Annotated in this window: 17 protein-coding genes; 8 read left to right on the top strand and 9 right to left on the bottom strand. The window is 34.9% G+C overall.

The genetic code is table 11. The features are described 5' to 3' along the window. The first annotated feature begins 353 nt into the window (after positions 1 to 353). Together LA337_17400 and LA337_17405 are read left to right on the top strand one after the other, a co-directional pair. Positions 354 to 1538: a hypothetical protein gene (locus tag LA337_17400; GenBank protein ID UBI14931.1), complete on the top strand. Its 1185-nt coding sequence runs from the start codon at positions 354 to 356 to the stop codon at positions 1536 to 1538. Next, on the top strand, positions 1538 to 3253 hold the full coding sequence (locus LA337_17405) for an ATP-binding protein (GenBank protein UBI14932.1): 1716 nt from the start codon (positions 1538 to 1540) through the stop codon (positions 3251 to 3253). Before LA337_17400 ends, LA337_17405 begins: the two co-directional genes overlap by 1 nt. Before the next feature lie 154 nt (positions 3254 to 3407). Here the strand turns inward: LA337_17405 and LA337_17410 are convergent, their stop codons facing one another. Further along, positions 3408 to 3905: a hypothetical protein gene (locus LA337_17410; protein ID UBI14933.1), complete on the bottom strand. Its 498-nt coding sequence runs from the start codon at positions 3903 to 3905 to the stop codon at positions 3408 to 3410. A gap of 163 nt (positions 3906 to 4068) precedes the next feature. Here LA337_17410 and LA337_17415 point away from each other — a divergent pair, with 163 nt between their 5' ends. From LA337_17415 to LA337_17440, 6 genes are all read left to right on the top strand, one after another. Continuing rightward, a complete protein-coding gene (locus tag LA337_17415) occupies positions 4069 to 4275 on the top strand; it encodes a hypothetical protein (GenBank protein UBI14934.1) in 207 nt (68 codons plus the stop codon). Between the two features lie 18 nt (positions 4276 to 4293). Next, positions 4294 to 5097, top strand: a complete 804-nt coding sequence (locus LA337_17420; GenBank protein UBI14935.1) for a hypothetical protein — start codon at positions 4294 to 4296, stop codon at positions 5095 to 5097. A 202-nt stretch (positions 5098 to 5299) separates the two neighbouring features. Beyond that, positions 5300 to 5737 carry a hypothetical protein gene (locus LA337_17425; GenBank protein ID UBI14936.1) on the top strand — a complete coding sequence of 146 codons (438 nt, stop codon included), beginning with the start codon at positions 5300 to 5302 and terminating at the stop codon, positions 5735 to 5737. After that, a complete protein-coding gene (locus LA337_17430; protein ID UBI14937.1) occupies positions 5706 to 6989 on the top strand; it encodes a relaxase/mobilization nuclease domain-containing protein in 1284 nt (427 codons plus the stop codon). The genes LA337_17425 and LA337_17430 overlap by 32 nt, the downstream gene beginning before the upstream one ends. A 529-nt stretch (positions 6990 to 7518) precedes the next feature. Beyond that, positions 7519 to 7905, top strand: coding sequence for a hypothetical protein (locus LA337_17435; GenBank protein UBI14938.1), 387 nt, complete (start codon positions 7519 to 7521; stop codon positions 7903 to 7905). Positions 7906 to 7924: 19 nt separating this feature from the next. After that, entirely contained in the window at positions 7925 to 8239 is a 315-nt protein-coding gene (locus LA337_17440) for a cell wall-binding protein (protein UBI14939.1), read from the top strand. 54 nt (positions 8240 to 8293) lie between these two features. Here LA337_17440 and LA337_17445 read toward each other — a convergent pair whose 3' ends face one another. From LA337_17445 to LA337_17480, 8 genes are all read right to left on the bottom strand, one after another. Next, positions 8294 to 8719: a hypothetical protein gene (locus tag LA337_17445; GenBank protein ID UBI14940.1), complete on the bottom strand. Its 426-nt coding sequence runs from the start codon at positions 8717 to 8719 to the stop codon at positions 8294 to 8296. 96 nt (positions 8720 to 8815) lie between these two features. Continuing rightward, on the bottom strand, positions 8816 to 9202 hold the full coding sequence (locus LA337_17450) for a hypothetical protein (GenBank protein ID UBI14941.1): 387 nt from the start codon (positions 9200 to 9202) through the stop codon (positions 8816 to 8818). Positions 9203 to 9216: 14 nt separating this feature from the next. Further along, positions 9217 to 11091 (bottom strand): DNA-binding protein, encoded by a 1875-nt coding sequence (locus LA337_17455; GenBank protein UBI14942.1) that lies wholly within the window; start codon positions 11089 to 11091, stop codon positions 9217 to 9219. Then, the gene (locus LA337_17460) at positions 11088 to 12398 is read right to left on the bottom strand and encodes a site-specific integrase (protein UBI14943.1); all 1311 of its coding nucleotides are present in this window, start codon (positions 12396 to 12398) and stop codon (positions 11088 to 11090) included. Before LA337_17460 ends, LA337_17455 begins: the two co-directional genes overlap by 4 nt. Further along, a complete protein-coding gene (locus LA337_17465) occupies positions 12391 to 13593 on the bottom strand; it encodes a tyrosine-type recombinase/integrase (GenBank protein ID UBI14944.1) in 1203 nt (400 codons plus the stop codon). The genes LA337_17460 and LA337_17465 overlap by 8 nt, the downstream gene beginning before the upstream one ends. Positions 13594 to 13887: 294 nt before the next feature. Next, positions 13888 to 14187, bottom strand: coding sequence for a hypothetical protein (locus LA337_17470; protein ID UBI14945.1), 300 nt, complete (start codon positions 14185 to 14187; stop codon positions 13888 to 13890). Between the two features lie 20 nt (positions 14188 to 14207). Continuing rightward, positions 14208 to 14414, bottom strand: coding sequence for an AlpA family transcriptional regulator (locus LA337_17475; protein ID UBI14946.1), 207 nt, complete (start codon positions 14412 to 14414; stop codon positions 14208 to 14210). A 280-nt stretch (positions 14415 to 14694) separates the two neighbouring features. Further along, complete coding sequence (locus tag LA337_17480; protein UBI14947.1) at positions 14695 to 15540, bottom strand: DUF6387 family protein; 846 nt, start codon at positions 15538 to 15540, stop codon at positions 14695 to 14697. Positions 15541 to 15597: the final 57 nt, after the last annotated feature.

The raw sequence follows: 15597 nt of genomic DNA on the forward strand, positions 1-15597 counted from the left end.
TTTTTCTTATAGAATTAAAGATACAACATTTTTAGAAAAATGTTACTGAGTATGTCAAAATTCTGAGATTCAGTTCAACTAGAAGTCAATCGAATCACGTGCTCACATGATGCAGCAATAGGTTACACATAGGCTACTTTTTGAGATAACAGGCAAAGAATTAGAAAGTTATTACCGCCATCGAATTATTTACACCTTAATAATTAGCATATTAAGCAAATGCTTTTGGTTCTTTTTGCATGTCAATAGATTAGCTTTGTGGCAAAATCATGAAGCTATGCAATCATTGCATTGTTATTAACACAGCATATTTTTATAAACTTTTAACACCTTATCTCAAAAAGGATAACAAAGTGGACAGAAGTGCAGTTGATACAATTCGTGGGTATTGTTATCAAGTTGATAAAACGATTATTGAAATTTTTTCGTTACCACAAATGGATGACTCAATTGATATAGAATGCATTGAAGATATTGATGTCTACAACGATGGGCACTTAACTGCGATCCAATGCAAATACTATGAGAGTACAGATTATAACCACTCCGTCATATCAAAGCCTATAAGACTAATGTTGTCACACTTTAAGGACAATAAAGAAAAAGGGGCGAATTATTATCTTTTCGGGCACTATAAATCAGGACAAAACAAATTAACACTTCCATTAAAAGTTGACTTCTTCAAATCTAACTTCCTCATATACACTGAAAAACAAATCAAACATGAGTACCATATAGAAAATGGGCTTACCGAAGAGGATCTACAAGCCTTTTTGGATAGATTAGTTATAAATATCAATGCCAAATCATTTACTGATCAAAAAAAACAAACTATACAAATAATAAAAAACCATTTTCAATGTGAAGATTATGAGGCAGAGCATTATTTTTATTCTAATGCTTTCAGAAAAACCTATGATATCTCTTGTAATAAAAAAGTTCGAAGGATAAAAAAATCAGATTTTATTGAAAGTATCAACAAATCCAGAGTCTTATTTAACATATGGTTTTATCAATATGAAGGAAGAAAAGAATATTTAAGAAAACTAAAAGAATCTTTCATAAGGAGAAGTGTAAACACTTCTCCTTATGCTCGTTTTTTCATCTTGGAATTTCAAGACAAGATTGATATAAAAACAGTTAAAGACTGTATATATAAAATACAATTAAATTGGTCTAATTTATCTAAAAGAGCAGATCGACCATATTCTCCTTTTTTACTTGTTCATGGCATCAGCGAAGATAAATTATACGAATTGAAGAATCAATTATACAATGAAAATCTAATTTTCGCTGATGGATACCCTTTTAAAGGAAGTGTATTTACTCCAAAAATATTAGTCGAAGGGTTTTCAAATAAAGAAATCCACTTCCAATTTATCAACGACATAGATGATTTCAATGAAATACTGAACAGTATTCATATAAGAAAAGAAGTATATCAGTTCTATACGAAAAACTGCCTTGATATCCCATCCCAACTACCCCAGGTAAACATACAAGTTAAAGACTTTGCCGATATAAAGGAGATAGTGTAATGAGCAGGAATAATGATATTAATGCAGAAGTAGTATCAGTGTCGCCAAATAAACTAAAAATTTCTGTAGACGACCTTGAAGAGTTTAAGATAGCAGAAGAAAAATTAGGTGTAGGATCTTATTTAAGGGTTTCAGATAATCAAGATGTTGCTCTTCTGGCCATCATAGATAATTTTTCTATTGAGGTTAAGGAAAGCCAAAAGCAAAAATACATGATAGAAGCAAGCCCAATAGGTCTTGTTAAAAATGGAAAGTTCTATCGCGGGGGTGATTCACTTGCACTTCCACCTAAAAAAGTTGAACCAGCTAAGTTAGACGAAATAATATCTATATATACAGACAGCATAGACATAAAAGATCGCTTTACTTTTTCAAGCCTATCACTTAATACAAAAGTATCTGTACCTGTGAATGGAAATAGATTTTTCAATAAACATATTGCTATCGTAGGTTCAACGGGGTCAGGTAAGTCTCACACTGTTGCCAAAATACTTCAAAAAGCCATAGATGAAAAGCAAGAAGGTTATAAAGGGTTAAACAATTCTCATATAATTATTTTTGACATACATTCTGAATATGAAAATGCATTCCCTAATTCCAATATATTGAATGTGGATACATTAAACCTTCCATATTGGCTATTAAATGGCGATGAGTTAGAAGAACTTTTTCTTGATACAGAAGCAAATGATCATAACCAGAGAAACGTGTTCCGACAGGCAATTACCTTAAATAAAAAGAAACATTTTCAAGGTGATCCAGCCACAAAGGAAATAATAAGCTTTCATTCGCCATATTATTTCGATATTAATGAAGTTATCAACTACATTAACAACAGAAATAATGAAAGAAAAAATAAAGACAATGAACATATTTGGTCAGATGAGGAAGGAACTTTCAAGTTTGACAATAAAAATGCACATAGGTTATTCAAAGAGAATTTAACACCTGATGGAAGTTCAGCCGGTGCTTTAAATGGAAAACTTCTCAATTTTGTTGATCGATTACAAAGTAAATTATTTGATAAGAGATTAGACTTCATTCTGGGTGAAGGTAGCAAATCCGTAACATTTAAAGAGACATTACAAGCCTTAATAAGCTATGGAAAAGATAAATCAAACATTACAATACTTGATGTAAGCGGTGTTCCTTTTGAAGTACTTAGCATTTGTGTATCATTGATATCTCGGTTAATTTTTGAATTTGGTTATCATTCAAAAAAAATCAAAAGAAAAACGAATGAGAATCAAGATATCCCAATCTTGATTGTTTACGAAGAAGCACATAAATATGCTCCTAAAAGTGATCTGAGCAAATATAGAACATCCAAAGAGGCAATTGAAAGGATTGCCAAAGAGGGAAGAAAATACGGTGTGACCCTTCTCCTTGCAAGTCAAAGACCTTCTGAAATTTCAGAAACAATATTTTCTCAATGTAATACTTTTATCTCAATGCGGTTAACGAACCCAGACGATCAAAATTATGTTAAGCGATTACTCCCGGATACAGTAGGTGATATTACAAACCTCTTACCATCACTCAAAGAAGGTGAAGCCTTAATCATGGGGGATTCAATATCAATACCTTCCATTGTAAAAATAGAAAAATGTACAATGCCACCATCGTCAATTGACATCAAATACCTTGATGAATGGAGGAAAGAGTGGGTAGATTCGGAGTTTGATAAGATAATTGAACAATGGAGTAAAAGTTAATATCAGAAATGGATTCACTCTTGATTAAGAGTGAATCCATTGATATCAATTGCTTTGTTGCGAATTAATATAATTTATCCTGCCATCATTAACCAATGAGTCAATAGATTCTTTTATGTCCCCTATTGTTTTATGAACCTCTTTCATAATATCATCATACAGAAATTATTATTTCTACCTTTGTTTTTACAAAAAATATTCTATCGATCATAAACTCTGAGTAGTTAACACGGTCTGTAACTTTCAAAAACTCAAAGCCAAATATATTTGTTTCATTAAATAGCGGTATATCCTTATATGCAACACCGTTATTTTCTTTCATTAGAGACTCTAAATCTTTAAATACTGACAAATCCAATTCTAATATTTTTTTAAGTAACCCATCATTCAAATAAGGAAGACTCTCGATTTTTATATTGATATATAATCCTTTGTAAGGTACAGGGGAAATTATATCAAGAATAAAATTATGTTTTACTAAGTTATTTAATTCTTTTGATATAGCAGGAGTATATGATTGATGGACCATCGCTGGATGGAGGCGTTGAGTGTAGCCAAAAAGTACATCGCAAATTCCGTCAATAACATTTTTCCTTTTGGATAAAATTCGAAAATGTTTGTGTTTGAAATAGGCTGCGAAAATTTCCCGCATTAAATCAATATCATATGGCAACAGTGTTTTAAAAATATAGAGCTTCAGTTTTTATAATAAATCTCCTTATGTATGAATTGCGAATAAATACTTGACAGATGATGAGTAGTAGTGTATAAGATAAGCAGGGTCATTTAATAACCACTCGATACTTGGAGGATTTATGACAAGCATTTTACGTTTTTTAGGGCTTGCTCCTGGTAAAGACGAGGAAGAAATGGTTAGGAAACTAAAGAATACCTATTCATCGTTAAAAGTGGTCGGTCGCGGGACTATAACAGTTTCTGCTGATGAAGTTATCAATAATCCTGAGTTCAAAGAGTTGTACATACGAGCCAGTAACATTGTAGAACGCAGTAAAAATCAATGATCGCATAAGGATTGCGGCATGTTTGTTTTTTTAGTGATACCTATATTAGTCAGCGGTTTTCTATTAGTCCACATCCACCCCATATATAAATATAAACTTCATCGCTATGAAGGGCAGTTCTTATACCTGAAAAGTGCCCAATATGGTCTTTATTCAATGATCCTTGGGGTAGTGTTTTTTATTTATACTTCTGGCTCTCTGAGCATACCATATACAACAATAAGCTTTGACGTCATAAAATTTATCCATACTCACCTAAATTTTATAAACTCTATCAATCAAGATAAAAAATTACTTGATGAGTTATCCATTATTTTCTCAATAACTATTTTCACTTTATTTTTCCCTATAGTATGGACTCTACTTTCCTTTATTCGTTTATTTATAAAATACCGAACCTTCGATATAAAGCCATACATAATGTCAAGAATTTTAAATGACAGTCCTTTAGATAAATTCTTACTAAATGCATCAATAAGCAAAAATAAAGATGATGCTGTCGTGATGTTAACCATGCAAGATAGAAAAGTTTATGTCGGAAATGTTATTACAACCGGCGAGCCAAGTGAGACCGAAGGGCCGGATCAGGAAATCGAGTTCATTCCATGGATAAGTGGCTTTCGTCATAAAGATACACTGACCGTCACTTTTACAACAGATTATAAAATACTTAAAGAACGAATTACATTGATTTTAAAACAGGAGGAGATATTATCAGCTACCTCCTTCTCTTTCAAGCATTATGAAGAATTTGAAAAGCGAAAAGCTGAATTTAAAAAGAACAAATTAAAAGATATTATAAAAATTCTGTTAGATTTATAATGAGTAAGCAAGAGCTAATTTATAGAAGCGGTTGCACCGCTCTATAAAGCTCTTGCTTTTCTTGCTTCCTTTCAGTCAGACAATAAAAGAACACCTACACAACCAAGGTTGCTGATTGACAAACTACTAATTAATTGTATAAATGATATATAAAGCATACGGATTATGCTTATCAGTCAGTAACATATAAAATGGAGTTTATATGAAAGAGAGTATTTATACAGATAACATAGATCTATCCAAAACTTCCCGCCGTGGTAGTTTTAATAAAAGTAAAATTCCTTCAGAAGCTGTAAGAAGCTATTGTGTCAGTGTCCGATTGAATGTTGAAGAACTGCAACTCCTTAATATAAAGCGAGGCTCTCATAGAAAAGGAGAGTGGCTTCGTATGGCTTCCCTTCAAAAGTTGCCTCCTGTTATACCAACGATTAATACCAAAGCCTGGAAAGCTTTAACTGATATATCGCAAAAGCTAAATCGAATTGCGACCCATATAGATTGTAAAAGCAAGGACAGTCAGCTTACCCATACTGAATTGTTCGCTGTAAAGCGACAACTTGAAGAGCTTCGTCACAACTTGCTAAGAATAGATTTTTGGAGTATCCCTCGTGAAGGGTATGCGGAAGATCAAGAGGGGTAAAAGCTTCGCAGGTGTTGTTCAATATGCATTGAAGCCGGGAGCACATCATAAAAGCGATCCAGTCGTAATCGGGGGCAATATGCTTGGAGATTCAGCCCTTGAACTGATTGCTGAATTTGATAGCAGCAAACAACTTCGCCCTGATGTTCAGAAGGCCGTTTGGCACAACTCGCTTCGCTTACCTGATGGTGAATCACTATCGAATGACCAATGGGTAAACATAGCTGACGGATACATGAAGATGATGGGATTCAGTGATACCCATCTCCGTTGCTATGTCTTACATGACGACGAAGGCCAGCATATACATATCATCGCAAGCAGAATCGATATGGCCGGTGGGAAGCTCTACCTTGGCAGGAATGAGAACCTTATAAGTACCCGTATAATCAGTGAGCTTGAAATCACTCATAATCTAACAGTGACCAAGAAAGCACCTCCCATTGCACCAAAGCAACCGAAGCGGAAAAGAATCTCTCGTAACGAACAAATGCTATCGGCCCGGACTGGTGTTACCTCCCCTAAGGAAGCTCTCCAACAGATACTTGATAAAAGTTTATCTGATAAGCCGGACCTTCTAACTTTCACAAAACGACTGGAAGAAGCAGAAGTCGGCTGGACGGCGAATGTCGCTTCAACCGGGAAAATGAACGGCTTCTCGTTCTCCTACCGCGATATTGCTTTCAAGGCTTCACAGTTAGGCAAGGGTTATTCTTGGGCAAATCTTCAAAAGCAACTTAACTACAACCCTGACCATTTAGAAGCTCTTCGAACGGGCATACAGACCAAGGAAGCTCTACCTGCTCATATACCAATGTCTGTCCTTGTCCCTGTTCCTGTTCCTGCTCCTGCTCCTGCTCCTGCTCCTGCTCCTGCTCCTGCTCCTGCTCCTGCTCCTGCTCCTGCTCCTGCTCCTGCTCCTGCTCCTGCTCCTGCTCCTGCTCCTGCTCCTGCTCCTGCAAAAGATGTTGCAACAACGGATATTCCAAGGGAAAGCATAAGTGAAAAAATTGCTGAACTCGAACTGCGACTCAGAGAAGACAGAAGAAGAGAAATAGTAGAAAAGATTCTTCAAAAAAACGCAGTACAACAGCAAAAGCATCTCAGACTTATCGGCTGGCTTCCATTTCTTAGAAGGCTTGCAGAGCTTCTCAGAAGCTATGGGAAGTCCATTCTTCACAAAACCCACACACACTTCTCAAAAATTCATGTAATCCAACCTTTAAACAAGGCGAGAAAAATTCGTTTATAGACAGTCAATTACACCCCCCCTCGTAAACGCACTCTATTACAGAGTAATAAATTTGTGTTTAGTCAAGAAAATATTGATCGTTATTACAGATCGATAATGTAATTATGATAGACTACACCTATCAAGCAACAATCATCGATCGGTACAAGCAATTTTACTAAAGCGAGCCGGTCATCGAGAATCCCTACAAACAGCATTTAATCTTCCAGATTGGGATAGCTATGAAAAACGAAATAATAAAGTGTCCATTTTGCTTTAAAGAGAGCCAGTTCGGAGTACGTGTCTGCACTGGCTGTCACGCAACAATTAACTATGGTGTTGTTTCACCGTGGCTTGCTTTACTAATAGGAATTGTGCTGTTAGCGATTGCTTTCCTCATATTCGCTATCAGTCAAAGTTTTATATTAACTGTCGTTATCTATTTTGCATCAGCAATTTTTTTAAGATTTTATTTACGTAAGAAATTTGCACACAGAGCCGTTTTCACACATAAAAGTTAACCCTGTCCAAATATAATAAGGAAAATAAAATGAAAAAAATTATTGTCACCTCCTTTTTCATTGCAATATTTTCAATTTCTGGCTGTTCTACATCCGGCAACCAAAAAATCAAAAATGTAACGGCACAGAGCCTACAATCAAAAATAATTAAAAACAAAACAACTAAGGCAGAGCTACTTGCTCAACTTGGTGAGCCTGATACCAGAACGACTCTTGACGATGGCAACGAGCAATGGAGATATTTCATGTATAACAATCAGTTCAATGCCTCGACTTTTATCCCTGTTGTCGGTTTGCTAACTGGCGGTTCCCAGACTCAGTCTAAAACTCTCGAAATCGACTTCAATAGAGAAACCGTAAGCAAATGGACATTCTCTACTGATAATAACAATACAAAATCTGGCATTCTTAATTAATCGTTTCCTGGATAAGAAAATGAAAACATACTCAATTCTCGCAGTTCTCCTTTCTACTTTTCTATTAACAGCCTGTAATTCCGAACCTTCTGAAAAAGACATATACAATGCTTTCAAAAGTGTTGTAGATAGATCAAATGCAAGTATGAAAGCTCTGAACTCAAGTATTCCCGAAAAAGATCTTTTAAGAATCGATTATGTGAAGAAAGTAAATTGCACAGAAGAAGCAAACAATGTTTATAACTGCATTGTTGATGCATCCATCAGCAATATGAAACAGACAAAGCCTGTTAAGCTTATGAAAGCTGATGGTGTCTGGAAAGAAGTTCAGTAGTATTCTATATCAAGAAGTCTCTTTTAGCCCCTGCATAGGGGCTTTTTTTATTGCCTATAACCTGACGGCTCTCACGCGAACTTCATGGGTTAACTCTCCCTCAATTACTTTCATTTCATATTGTGCTCTGACAGTAGCATAGATTTCTTCAGCTTTTTCTTGATTGTTATCAATATAGTTAACGAGAGAATTTAGCTCCCTGATAACAGCCTCCTTATTGTTTAATCGCTGTAACAAAGTACTTGTAAGACATTTGTATACAGTACTGAACATCGTCATAATGTTGTCTATATTTCTATTAGAACGAGTATATTTTTGTTTAGGATAGAAATATTTTAAATGATAGCCAACAAAAAGCAGGTATAGCTGGTATGAGAAACTTTTATCATTCGGCTGATATCGCTTAGAGATAAATTTATCAACGATAATAATAAGCTGTTCTTCCAGTGGTTCCACTGGAAAGTTTTTTTGTTTGTACATAGAATGCGTCCTTGCATTATTGAAATAGTCTTCCTGACCATACATCTATATTTATCGCATTTATTTAACTTGTCAATAGGTGTAACCTATCAATTGTTATTTTTTATTAAACGGTCTATTCAATTGTTCCATAGAAAGGCCATGTCTATAAGCATTATACTGCCAATAGCTAAACTGCTCTTTGTATCTATTGTTCTGTTTTTTCAACATTTCATTTTCGGCTTTAAGATTTATTATTTGTTGTGCCGCAATCGTTAAATTAGCTGGCTTTTTAAGGCCAGATTTTTTCAAATTAGACAAATTTTTCTTTGTTCTATATGCTTCAACAACTTCATCATGAGCACTTAAAGATTGCCTTGTGATAGTTCTGTTTAAATTCTTATAAACTGATTCACATAAATCACTCCATGTGATTTTGCCGTCCCAAGTCAATATAATGTGTGTAATTGCCTTTATTTCACTCCTGTTCAAATGTTTTGCCATAAGTATCTCCTATTTTAATTATTCAAAAGCTTATTAATTCTTTCCAGGTTTTTTTCATGGTGTTGCAGCCATTTGTCTGCACCATAATCACCATTTTCATAAGCGGTCTGCGTTATACTCTTCAGTTTTGTTACTTTTTCTCGGATAGATTCAAGTCTAATTCTATCTATTGATTTCATTTCCAGGGTTTCATTATTATATTCTATAAATTCATTGATTTTAGTACAAGGACGAACTAAATAGTTATGCACACAGTAGCCAAATTCTGTTAAGTGAATTGCTCCTTGATTCAGGTTATCAAAATCAACTGTCAATTCATTTGTGGGTATGGACTTCCTTTGACAATAATTTTTCATGCTCAATTTAATAGTTTTGATTTTATCTAACATATCTTCTTCTGACACATGATTATAAACTCTATTCTGATTCACATTGACACGACCAGACCATTTAGCTATATCCAGTTCAGACATTTCACCATAATGGGCTATTGTGTTTAAAAGATGTCTTGGTTGGTGTGAGCGAATAAGTAGTGGTTGACCTTCAATATCATAATACCCGTGTCGGGCGAAAATATTTTTAAATCCATGCTCATGACGTTTTTTATTTTGTATATCATTAAAAAAGAATCCTTTAGTTGGCTTATGAAATGAGTATATATCAATCATTTGGGATGAAGTAAATTGGCGAGGATTTAATAAACATAATGCATTGCTAAATCTTATGGATTTTTCTTCATCATACCAAGGATAGTCTTTACTGAAACCAGAGATAATCATTACCCATAACTCACTCAATGAATAGTTATAATCATTGGGGTTTAAGAAACTTTTCCCACCATCCAAACTTGTCTTTTTAATTTTTAGAACGCAAGATTTGTGATCATGTAAAGGGTAGCCAAGTGCATGACAAACCTGTATAACTGTCAACTTTGATTTTTCATCAACTTTTGGACAAAGTTCATGTTGGTAAAATTTATCAGGATATTTTTCGCACCATTGAGCAAACGCCCTTGCATTTTGTGATAAGGAAAGCAATCTTCTAATCGCTTTTTTCGCAACTGGTATCATAACCTGTGGAATCCACTTGATATTAGGGCCATACCCCTTAACCGAATAGAATCTCAGACCATATCTTTCGATACCCTTCTCATCTTTTTGTGTAATCTCACAATCAGCAGGTAAGGCTAAAATCTCAGAAATTCGGCTCGGACAACAAAGCAGAAGTGCAAATACTGCACTGGTGAATTTATCCCTTGGACTCAGTAGCTCATCATTTTTAGAAAAAATATCAGCAATAGCAAGTAATGCCGTTTCATCTGGTAACTTATCGTTTCTGTGATAGTCCTCAATCTCAGGAAGATAGTTGTTTTTGACCTTCTTCTTCACATGGTTTTTCCAGGATATGTATCCTGATTTCACAAGGTTATGTTCACATAGAAATTTTGATATTTTTTCAAGCTGTATCCCACATTGTGCGAGAACATTACCTTCAAAATATTTACTTCCGATTTGCATTGCCTCATCAAAAACAACGGCTGTAACATTATAAATGAGACCACTGTTCAGAACTTGCAAAAGAGCCTGTTCGAGACATCTCAAAGCCATCATTGTAGCCCCATAATTTTTCGAGGGTTTCAATGAGTGTTGATATCTGATATATGCTTTTGCAAAATCGAGAAAATCTTCATGCATTGCATCTTTGGAGTTAAATGCTTTATGTCCAACCCCTATCTTTCTAAAGGTTACATACCCTTTCCAGACATATTGTTCCCAATCCTGATTTTGGGTGAGCCCTGAAAGTTGATAGCGGCAAAAATTTATGAACTCATTATAATTGTTTTCTGCTGTAATTTGTTTTTTAGATTTAAATAAAATAATATTACTCATCGGGGATTTACCTCGTCAATATCAACTGGCATAAAGAAAGCACATTCTTCACAAGGAAAATTTACATTTAAATTCTGACTTTGGCATTTTCTCGAAGAGCAAAACTTGAAATTCATCATCTCTTTTGACTTTATTCCATTCATAAAAACTTCAGCGACAAATGATAATTGTTCTGAAACAGCGGAATCAATCCTTTCAACACTCTCAGCAAGATTTTTAATATAAACCCCCGTACTTGAAGTAGAAGAATGATCCAACAATTCAGCTATAGTATTGGCATTATGACCATCCTTAGCCAGCATAGTTGCTATTGTATAACGAAGCCTGCGAGGAGTAGCATTGAGTGGAGATCCTGTACGGTTTGAAATTAACTTCCCAGTATTAACAATATTCTTCAAAGCTCTATTAGCAATTGTTGGTTTTGCGTATATTTTACTAGCCTCCAGGAAGTTAAAATCTATTATGGCTAAATCAAGAAGTTTTTTCTCGTTCAAGAAAACTGGAACCTTGCTTTTGGCATGATCATCAAGGGTTTTGCCAAGGGTTTGCTCAACAAGCCTCACGGAATGATTAGCTTGAAGTTGAACAATTGATGCAACCTCTGAGATTATTGGCAGTTCTCGATATTGTAGTTGTTTACCCCTTTGTTTAACTCGTGGTACTGAAATTAAATATTCTACTTTACCATTATCTAAGTTCTTTTGAAGAAGGTCTTTATATTTCAACATAACTAACTGCTGAGGTCTTCTACCGGTAAGACTTATTAATAGCGATATCGCATAATCTGACAATAACAGTTCACCTATGCTATATGCGTGACTCATAGCCTTGATCAAGGAAGTGTGTTCCTCTTTAGTCAGTGGCCCCACAGTTGGATCATCTTGTAATATAGGTTGACCAGATTTTTTTATTCTTAGGTCAAAATGCTTTGCTATTTCAACAGCACTTTCATCTATTCCAGGGTATCCTGATTCAAACCATTTAGTAAAAAATGGTCGTAAAACACGAAATGATGCTGGGGCTTTTGATAATTGCTTATTTTGATATTCAATTAGAACCTTATCATCAATGTAATTAGGAGAAACATTGTTAATAAAATCCTTCATATTTTTAACTATTGTTTTTACATGCAAATGGCTTTTACTACAAAAATAATACTGTAATGTATTCACAAATCCACAAACCAAACTTTTGTTCATAACACATATCAAGTCTCTAATATTGATTCCATGGCTCTCAATCAAAGTGACGATTTTTTGTTCATGAATTGACATTTTATCAGAGTTTTGTTTAATTAAATTATTCATCAAATCCCCCTTTGAATAGTTGCTCTTGCTGCTCAAGTGCAGTTTTTTTCGATAGCTCGAAAATATGCCTGCGATTATAGATTATTGAAGTGTCTGAACCTGGTAGCCATCCCATTAGATAAGAACGGATTTGTTGCTCTTTTTCGTCGGATATGTCCTTAGCCTTATCTATTGTTTTCGAGAACTCATAATTCCATGTGTGTCGTAATTTATGGCCTGTTAATCCACTTAGAAGCGAGGATGATTGACGAACAACACTCACTATCTTATGGTATGAAGAAAATGACAGCGGTTGCCCTTGAGTCTTCCCTTCCTTATAGGTAATAAACAGAAAGTCATGCTTATTAGCATTTTTAACTTTCCTACGATCATTCAAGATATAATCTGAAATTTCATATATAAGGTTCGCATCAGCAATTAATTTCCTCTCACAAGTTTTCACTAATGGCTGATAAACTCGTGGATCTTTTTTATCATTTGCTCTCCTCCTTATTGCTATTGTTGATTCTGCAAAATCTATGTCACCAATTCGCAGATTCAAAAGTTCACCGGCTCTCATGCCAAAGCAATGTAATAACAGGAATATTAAGTTATTTCTTTTTTGTACTGTTTCCGTAAACGGATTCAAGTTACTTCCTGGAGAAAGAATGCCAAACAAAGAATCCAGTTGAGCTTTGTCTAAGCTCTTTTCGATATCCATAACATATTTATCATTGTTTTTTGGTTTCTTTCTTTTTATGTTGTTAATGAAAACAAGTATCTTTTTTATTGTATCTTTCTGACCTGTATGAGAAAGAAGTATATTACATAGCCATTCCAGATAGTTAGCTATTGTTGTAATCCGAAAATACTTAGTTGTTTTTTTGACATTTGAAAAGCAAAAATCATTATCTACGCCATTTTTAAAATTGAATGAAGTAAACTCAATCAAATCATCAATTTCATGAGGAGCCAGAAATATCCTTTTCTGAATTCTTTCATCAATATTGATCTCTTTCCTCATAAAGAATCGATATAACAATGAAATGCTACCGGCAATAACTTTCATTGTCGATATAGACTCTGACCGATTTCTGACTTGTGTTGTTATATACAAATTTGGATAATACAATGGCTCACCAGTTTTTTTATTTACGACATGACAATACCTCTCACCATTTTCCAACATAAACGAATCTACACAAATACTGCTCATATTTCCCTCCTAACTTTACAAAAAGTATAATTCCAATATATTAATAATAAGCATTTTGTAGATTTACAAATTTAATTGAACCATTAGTGTTATTTATTTAAATTAAAACAGTGAGATAGACGATTATTCCTGTCAAATTATCATCTGGTAGATCTAGTATTATTTATGTACACCTAATACTTCGAAAACTATCTCACTGCCTTGCTAATAAACGACAACCAAAATAATGTAATTTATTCTGTAAAGTTTTAAGGTAAATTATGCAGCCAAACTTTACACTTTCATAAAAAGCTCTTAATCCATTAGATATAAAATTATCCGCTTCGCTAGGAGTTTAAATTCATCAGGACATTTAATTAGAGATAACCAGGTCTCGTAAACATATATCTGTTTGCAAGCATTAAGCTCAGAGATCGAGTCTAAAGGTTCTCTCAGATTTCCTACAAGGTACTGACTGAGCCAGTAAACGATTTCTTTATTAAACTCGTTATTAGGTAAGTCATAAATCACTTCTTGGTCAAAGATCTTGTAAAAAAGATCTCTGCATAAATTGCACATATGGTTTTCTTCGCTTACAAATTCTTCGATATTCATAAAACCGCTCCTATGTTCAATTAAGCAACATTATTTCGACTTGTTTCGATAACAGACTGAATCCAGGTATCAATCTCACTTTCAACGAAAGCTACTGCACGACTTCCAATTTTGACAGGAGCAGGAAACTTACCATCGTTGATCAGACGATATATCCAGGCTTTTCCGTAGCCAGTTCGTTCGAGAACTTCTGGTAATCGTATTAGGCGGGTTGCTTGATTTTTCATTTCGTTATCCCTTGTCGTTGCGGTGAAGTCACTATACGAACAGTTGGGAAAAGAAAAGAGCGAAGCTCCTGAAGCGGAGGTTCTTCGTAGCTATGCAGGATGGTTTTCTCGAAGTTGGTGCCGTACAAAAAAGGGGAACTTGAGAGTAGCTGAAATTCCCCCGTTTTATAGCAAGTGTCAAAATGCCCGGTTTAAAGTAAAAATCGCAAAAAAAAACACCATTCACAATGATGCCTTTAGTTAATTTTCACAATTAAAACAAATAGTTATAAATGTAATTCTAATCCGATAGTTTCATTACATCAGAGACTTTCATTTGCTTCAAATGGCTATTTTTGTTCATGAAGTAATTGAATTGTCGGATAAAGTCAGTTGTGCAGGATTTAAGAGCCAAAGGCCTGTCGGTATCTTTGATTTGGCTAGACTGCCTCATTTCGCTTTCTTCGTCATCGTCTGTATATAGCAGTCTGGATAACCTGTCGTCAGAGACACGGATTTTTTTAACGGCTGCCCACACCAGGATATCCAGCATAGGTATCACACGATAACTGATGAGTTTCTTGATAGTTCCATACCCAAAGCGAACTGATTCTAAAGGATCTGGTTCGATACCTTTGATTTTACGCCACTGCGGTAATGCAGCTTTAAGCGACTCTGCAATCTCTTCGTCTGTGCCACTTGCCAAATCAATCTCGAACATGACTGTTCGTGAAAACTGATCTGGCATAATATCTGAAAGTGATTCTTCCCGAAGATCTCTGTTTATTGAATAATTGTCATCACCATCCCAAACAAAACCTCCGCGTTGCATAGCAATGATGCTCGTTTCAGCAAGGCGATCAAGAGTTGTAAGAAAAAAATGGGGAGGCTGAAAAAGTTTGTTGGCAGGAGTCATGTATCCCAGTTGCCCTTCTTCAATTAAAAAAGGATTGCCACTGAAAATTTTTGAAAAGTAACCCATAAGAGTTCTGCTCTCAAACTCTTCCCGATACTCCTTAAAGAACAAGTTACGAGCCCATATCTCATGGTAAAACTGGAGCAATGAGAGGTCTTCAAATTTGCGATATGTATCAATCTTAAACCAACTCTTGATGTCTTTTGTGTGCTCTGGTGACCAGTTGTTCAAAATCCATTCTCCACCTATGCTGGTACTGCCCTACGGATAGAATTCAGTTTTGCTGAA

It is taken from the genome of Citrobacter europaeus (assembly GCA_020099315.1).
Taxonomy (GTDB): domain Bacteria; phylum Pseudomonadota; class Gammaproteobacteria; order Enterobacterales; family Enterobacteriaceae; genus Citrobacter; species Citrobacter europaeus.

Coding starts and splice junctions, on each gene's coding strand:
- LA337_17445 (UBI14940.1), bottom strand. CDS start 8,719: ATGTACAAACAAAAAAACTTTCCAGTGGAACCACTGGAAGAACAGCTT.
- LA337_17465 (UBI14944.1), bottom strand. CDS start 13,593: ATGAGCAGTATTTGTGTAGATTCGTTTATGTTGGAAAATGGTGAGAGG.
- LA337_17410 (UBI14933.1), bottom strand. CDS start 3,905: ATGCGGGAAATTTTCGCAGCCTATTTCAAACACAAACATTTTCGAATT.
- LA337_17460 (UBI14943.1), bottom strand. CDS start 12,398: ATGAATAATTTAATTAAACAAAACTCTGATAAAATGTCAATTCATGAA.
- LA337_17420 (UBI14935.1), top strand. CDS start 4,294: ATGTTTGTTTTTTTAGTGATACCTATATTAGTCAGCGGTTTTCTATTA.
- LA337_17425 (UBI14936.1), top strand. CDS start 5,300: ATGAAAGAGAGTATTTATACAGATAACATAGATCTATCCAAAACTTCC.
- LA337_17470 (UBI14945.1), bottom strand. CDS start 14,187: ATGAATATCGAAGAATTTGTAAGCGAAGAAAACCATATGTGCAATTTA.
- LA337_17440 (UBI14939.1), top strand. CDS start 7,925: ATGAAAACATACTCAATTCTCGCAGTTCTCCTTTCTACTTTTCTATTA.
- LA337_17435 (UBI14938.1), top strand. CDS start 7,519: ATGAAAAAAATTATTGTCACCTCCTTTTTCATTGCAATATTTTCAATT.
- LA337_17455 (UBI14942.1), bottom strand. CDS start 11,091: ATGAGTAATATTATTTTATTTAAATCTAAAAAACAAATTACAGCAGAA.
- LA337_17415 (UBI14934.1), top strand. CDS start 4,069: ATGACAAGCATTTTACGTTTTTTAGGGCTTGCTCCTGGTAAAGACGAG.
- LA337_17450 (UBI14941.1), bottom strand. CDS start 9,202: ATGGCAAAACATTTGAACAGGAGTGAAATAAAGGCAATTACACACATT.
- LA337_17405 (UBI14932.1), top strand. CDS start 1,538: ATGAGCAGGAATAATGATATTAATGCAGAAGTAGTATCAGTGTCGCCA.
- LA337_17475 (UBI14946.1), bottom strand. CDS start 14,414: ATGAAAAATCAAGCAACCCGCCTAATACGATTACCAGAAGTTCTCGAA.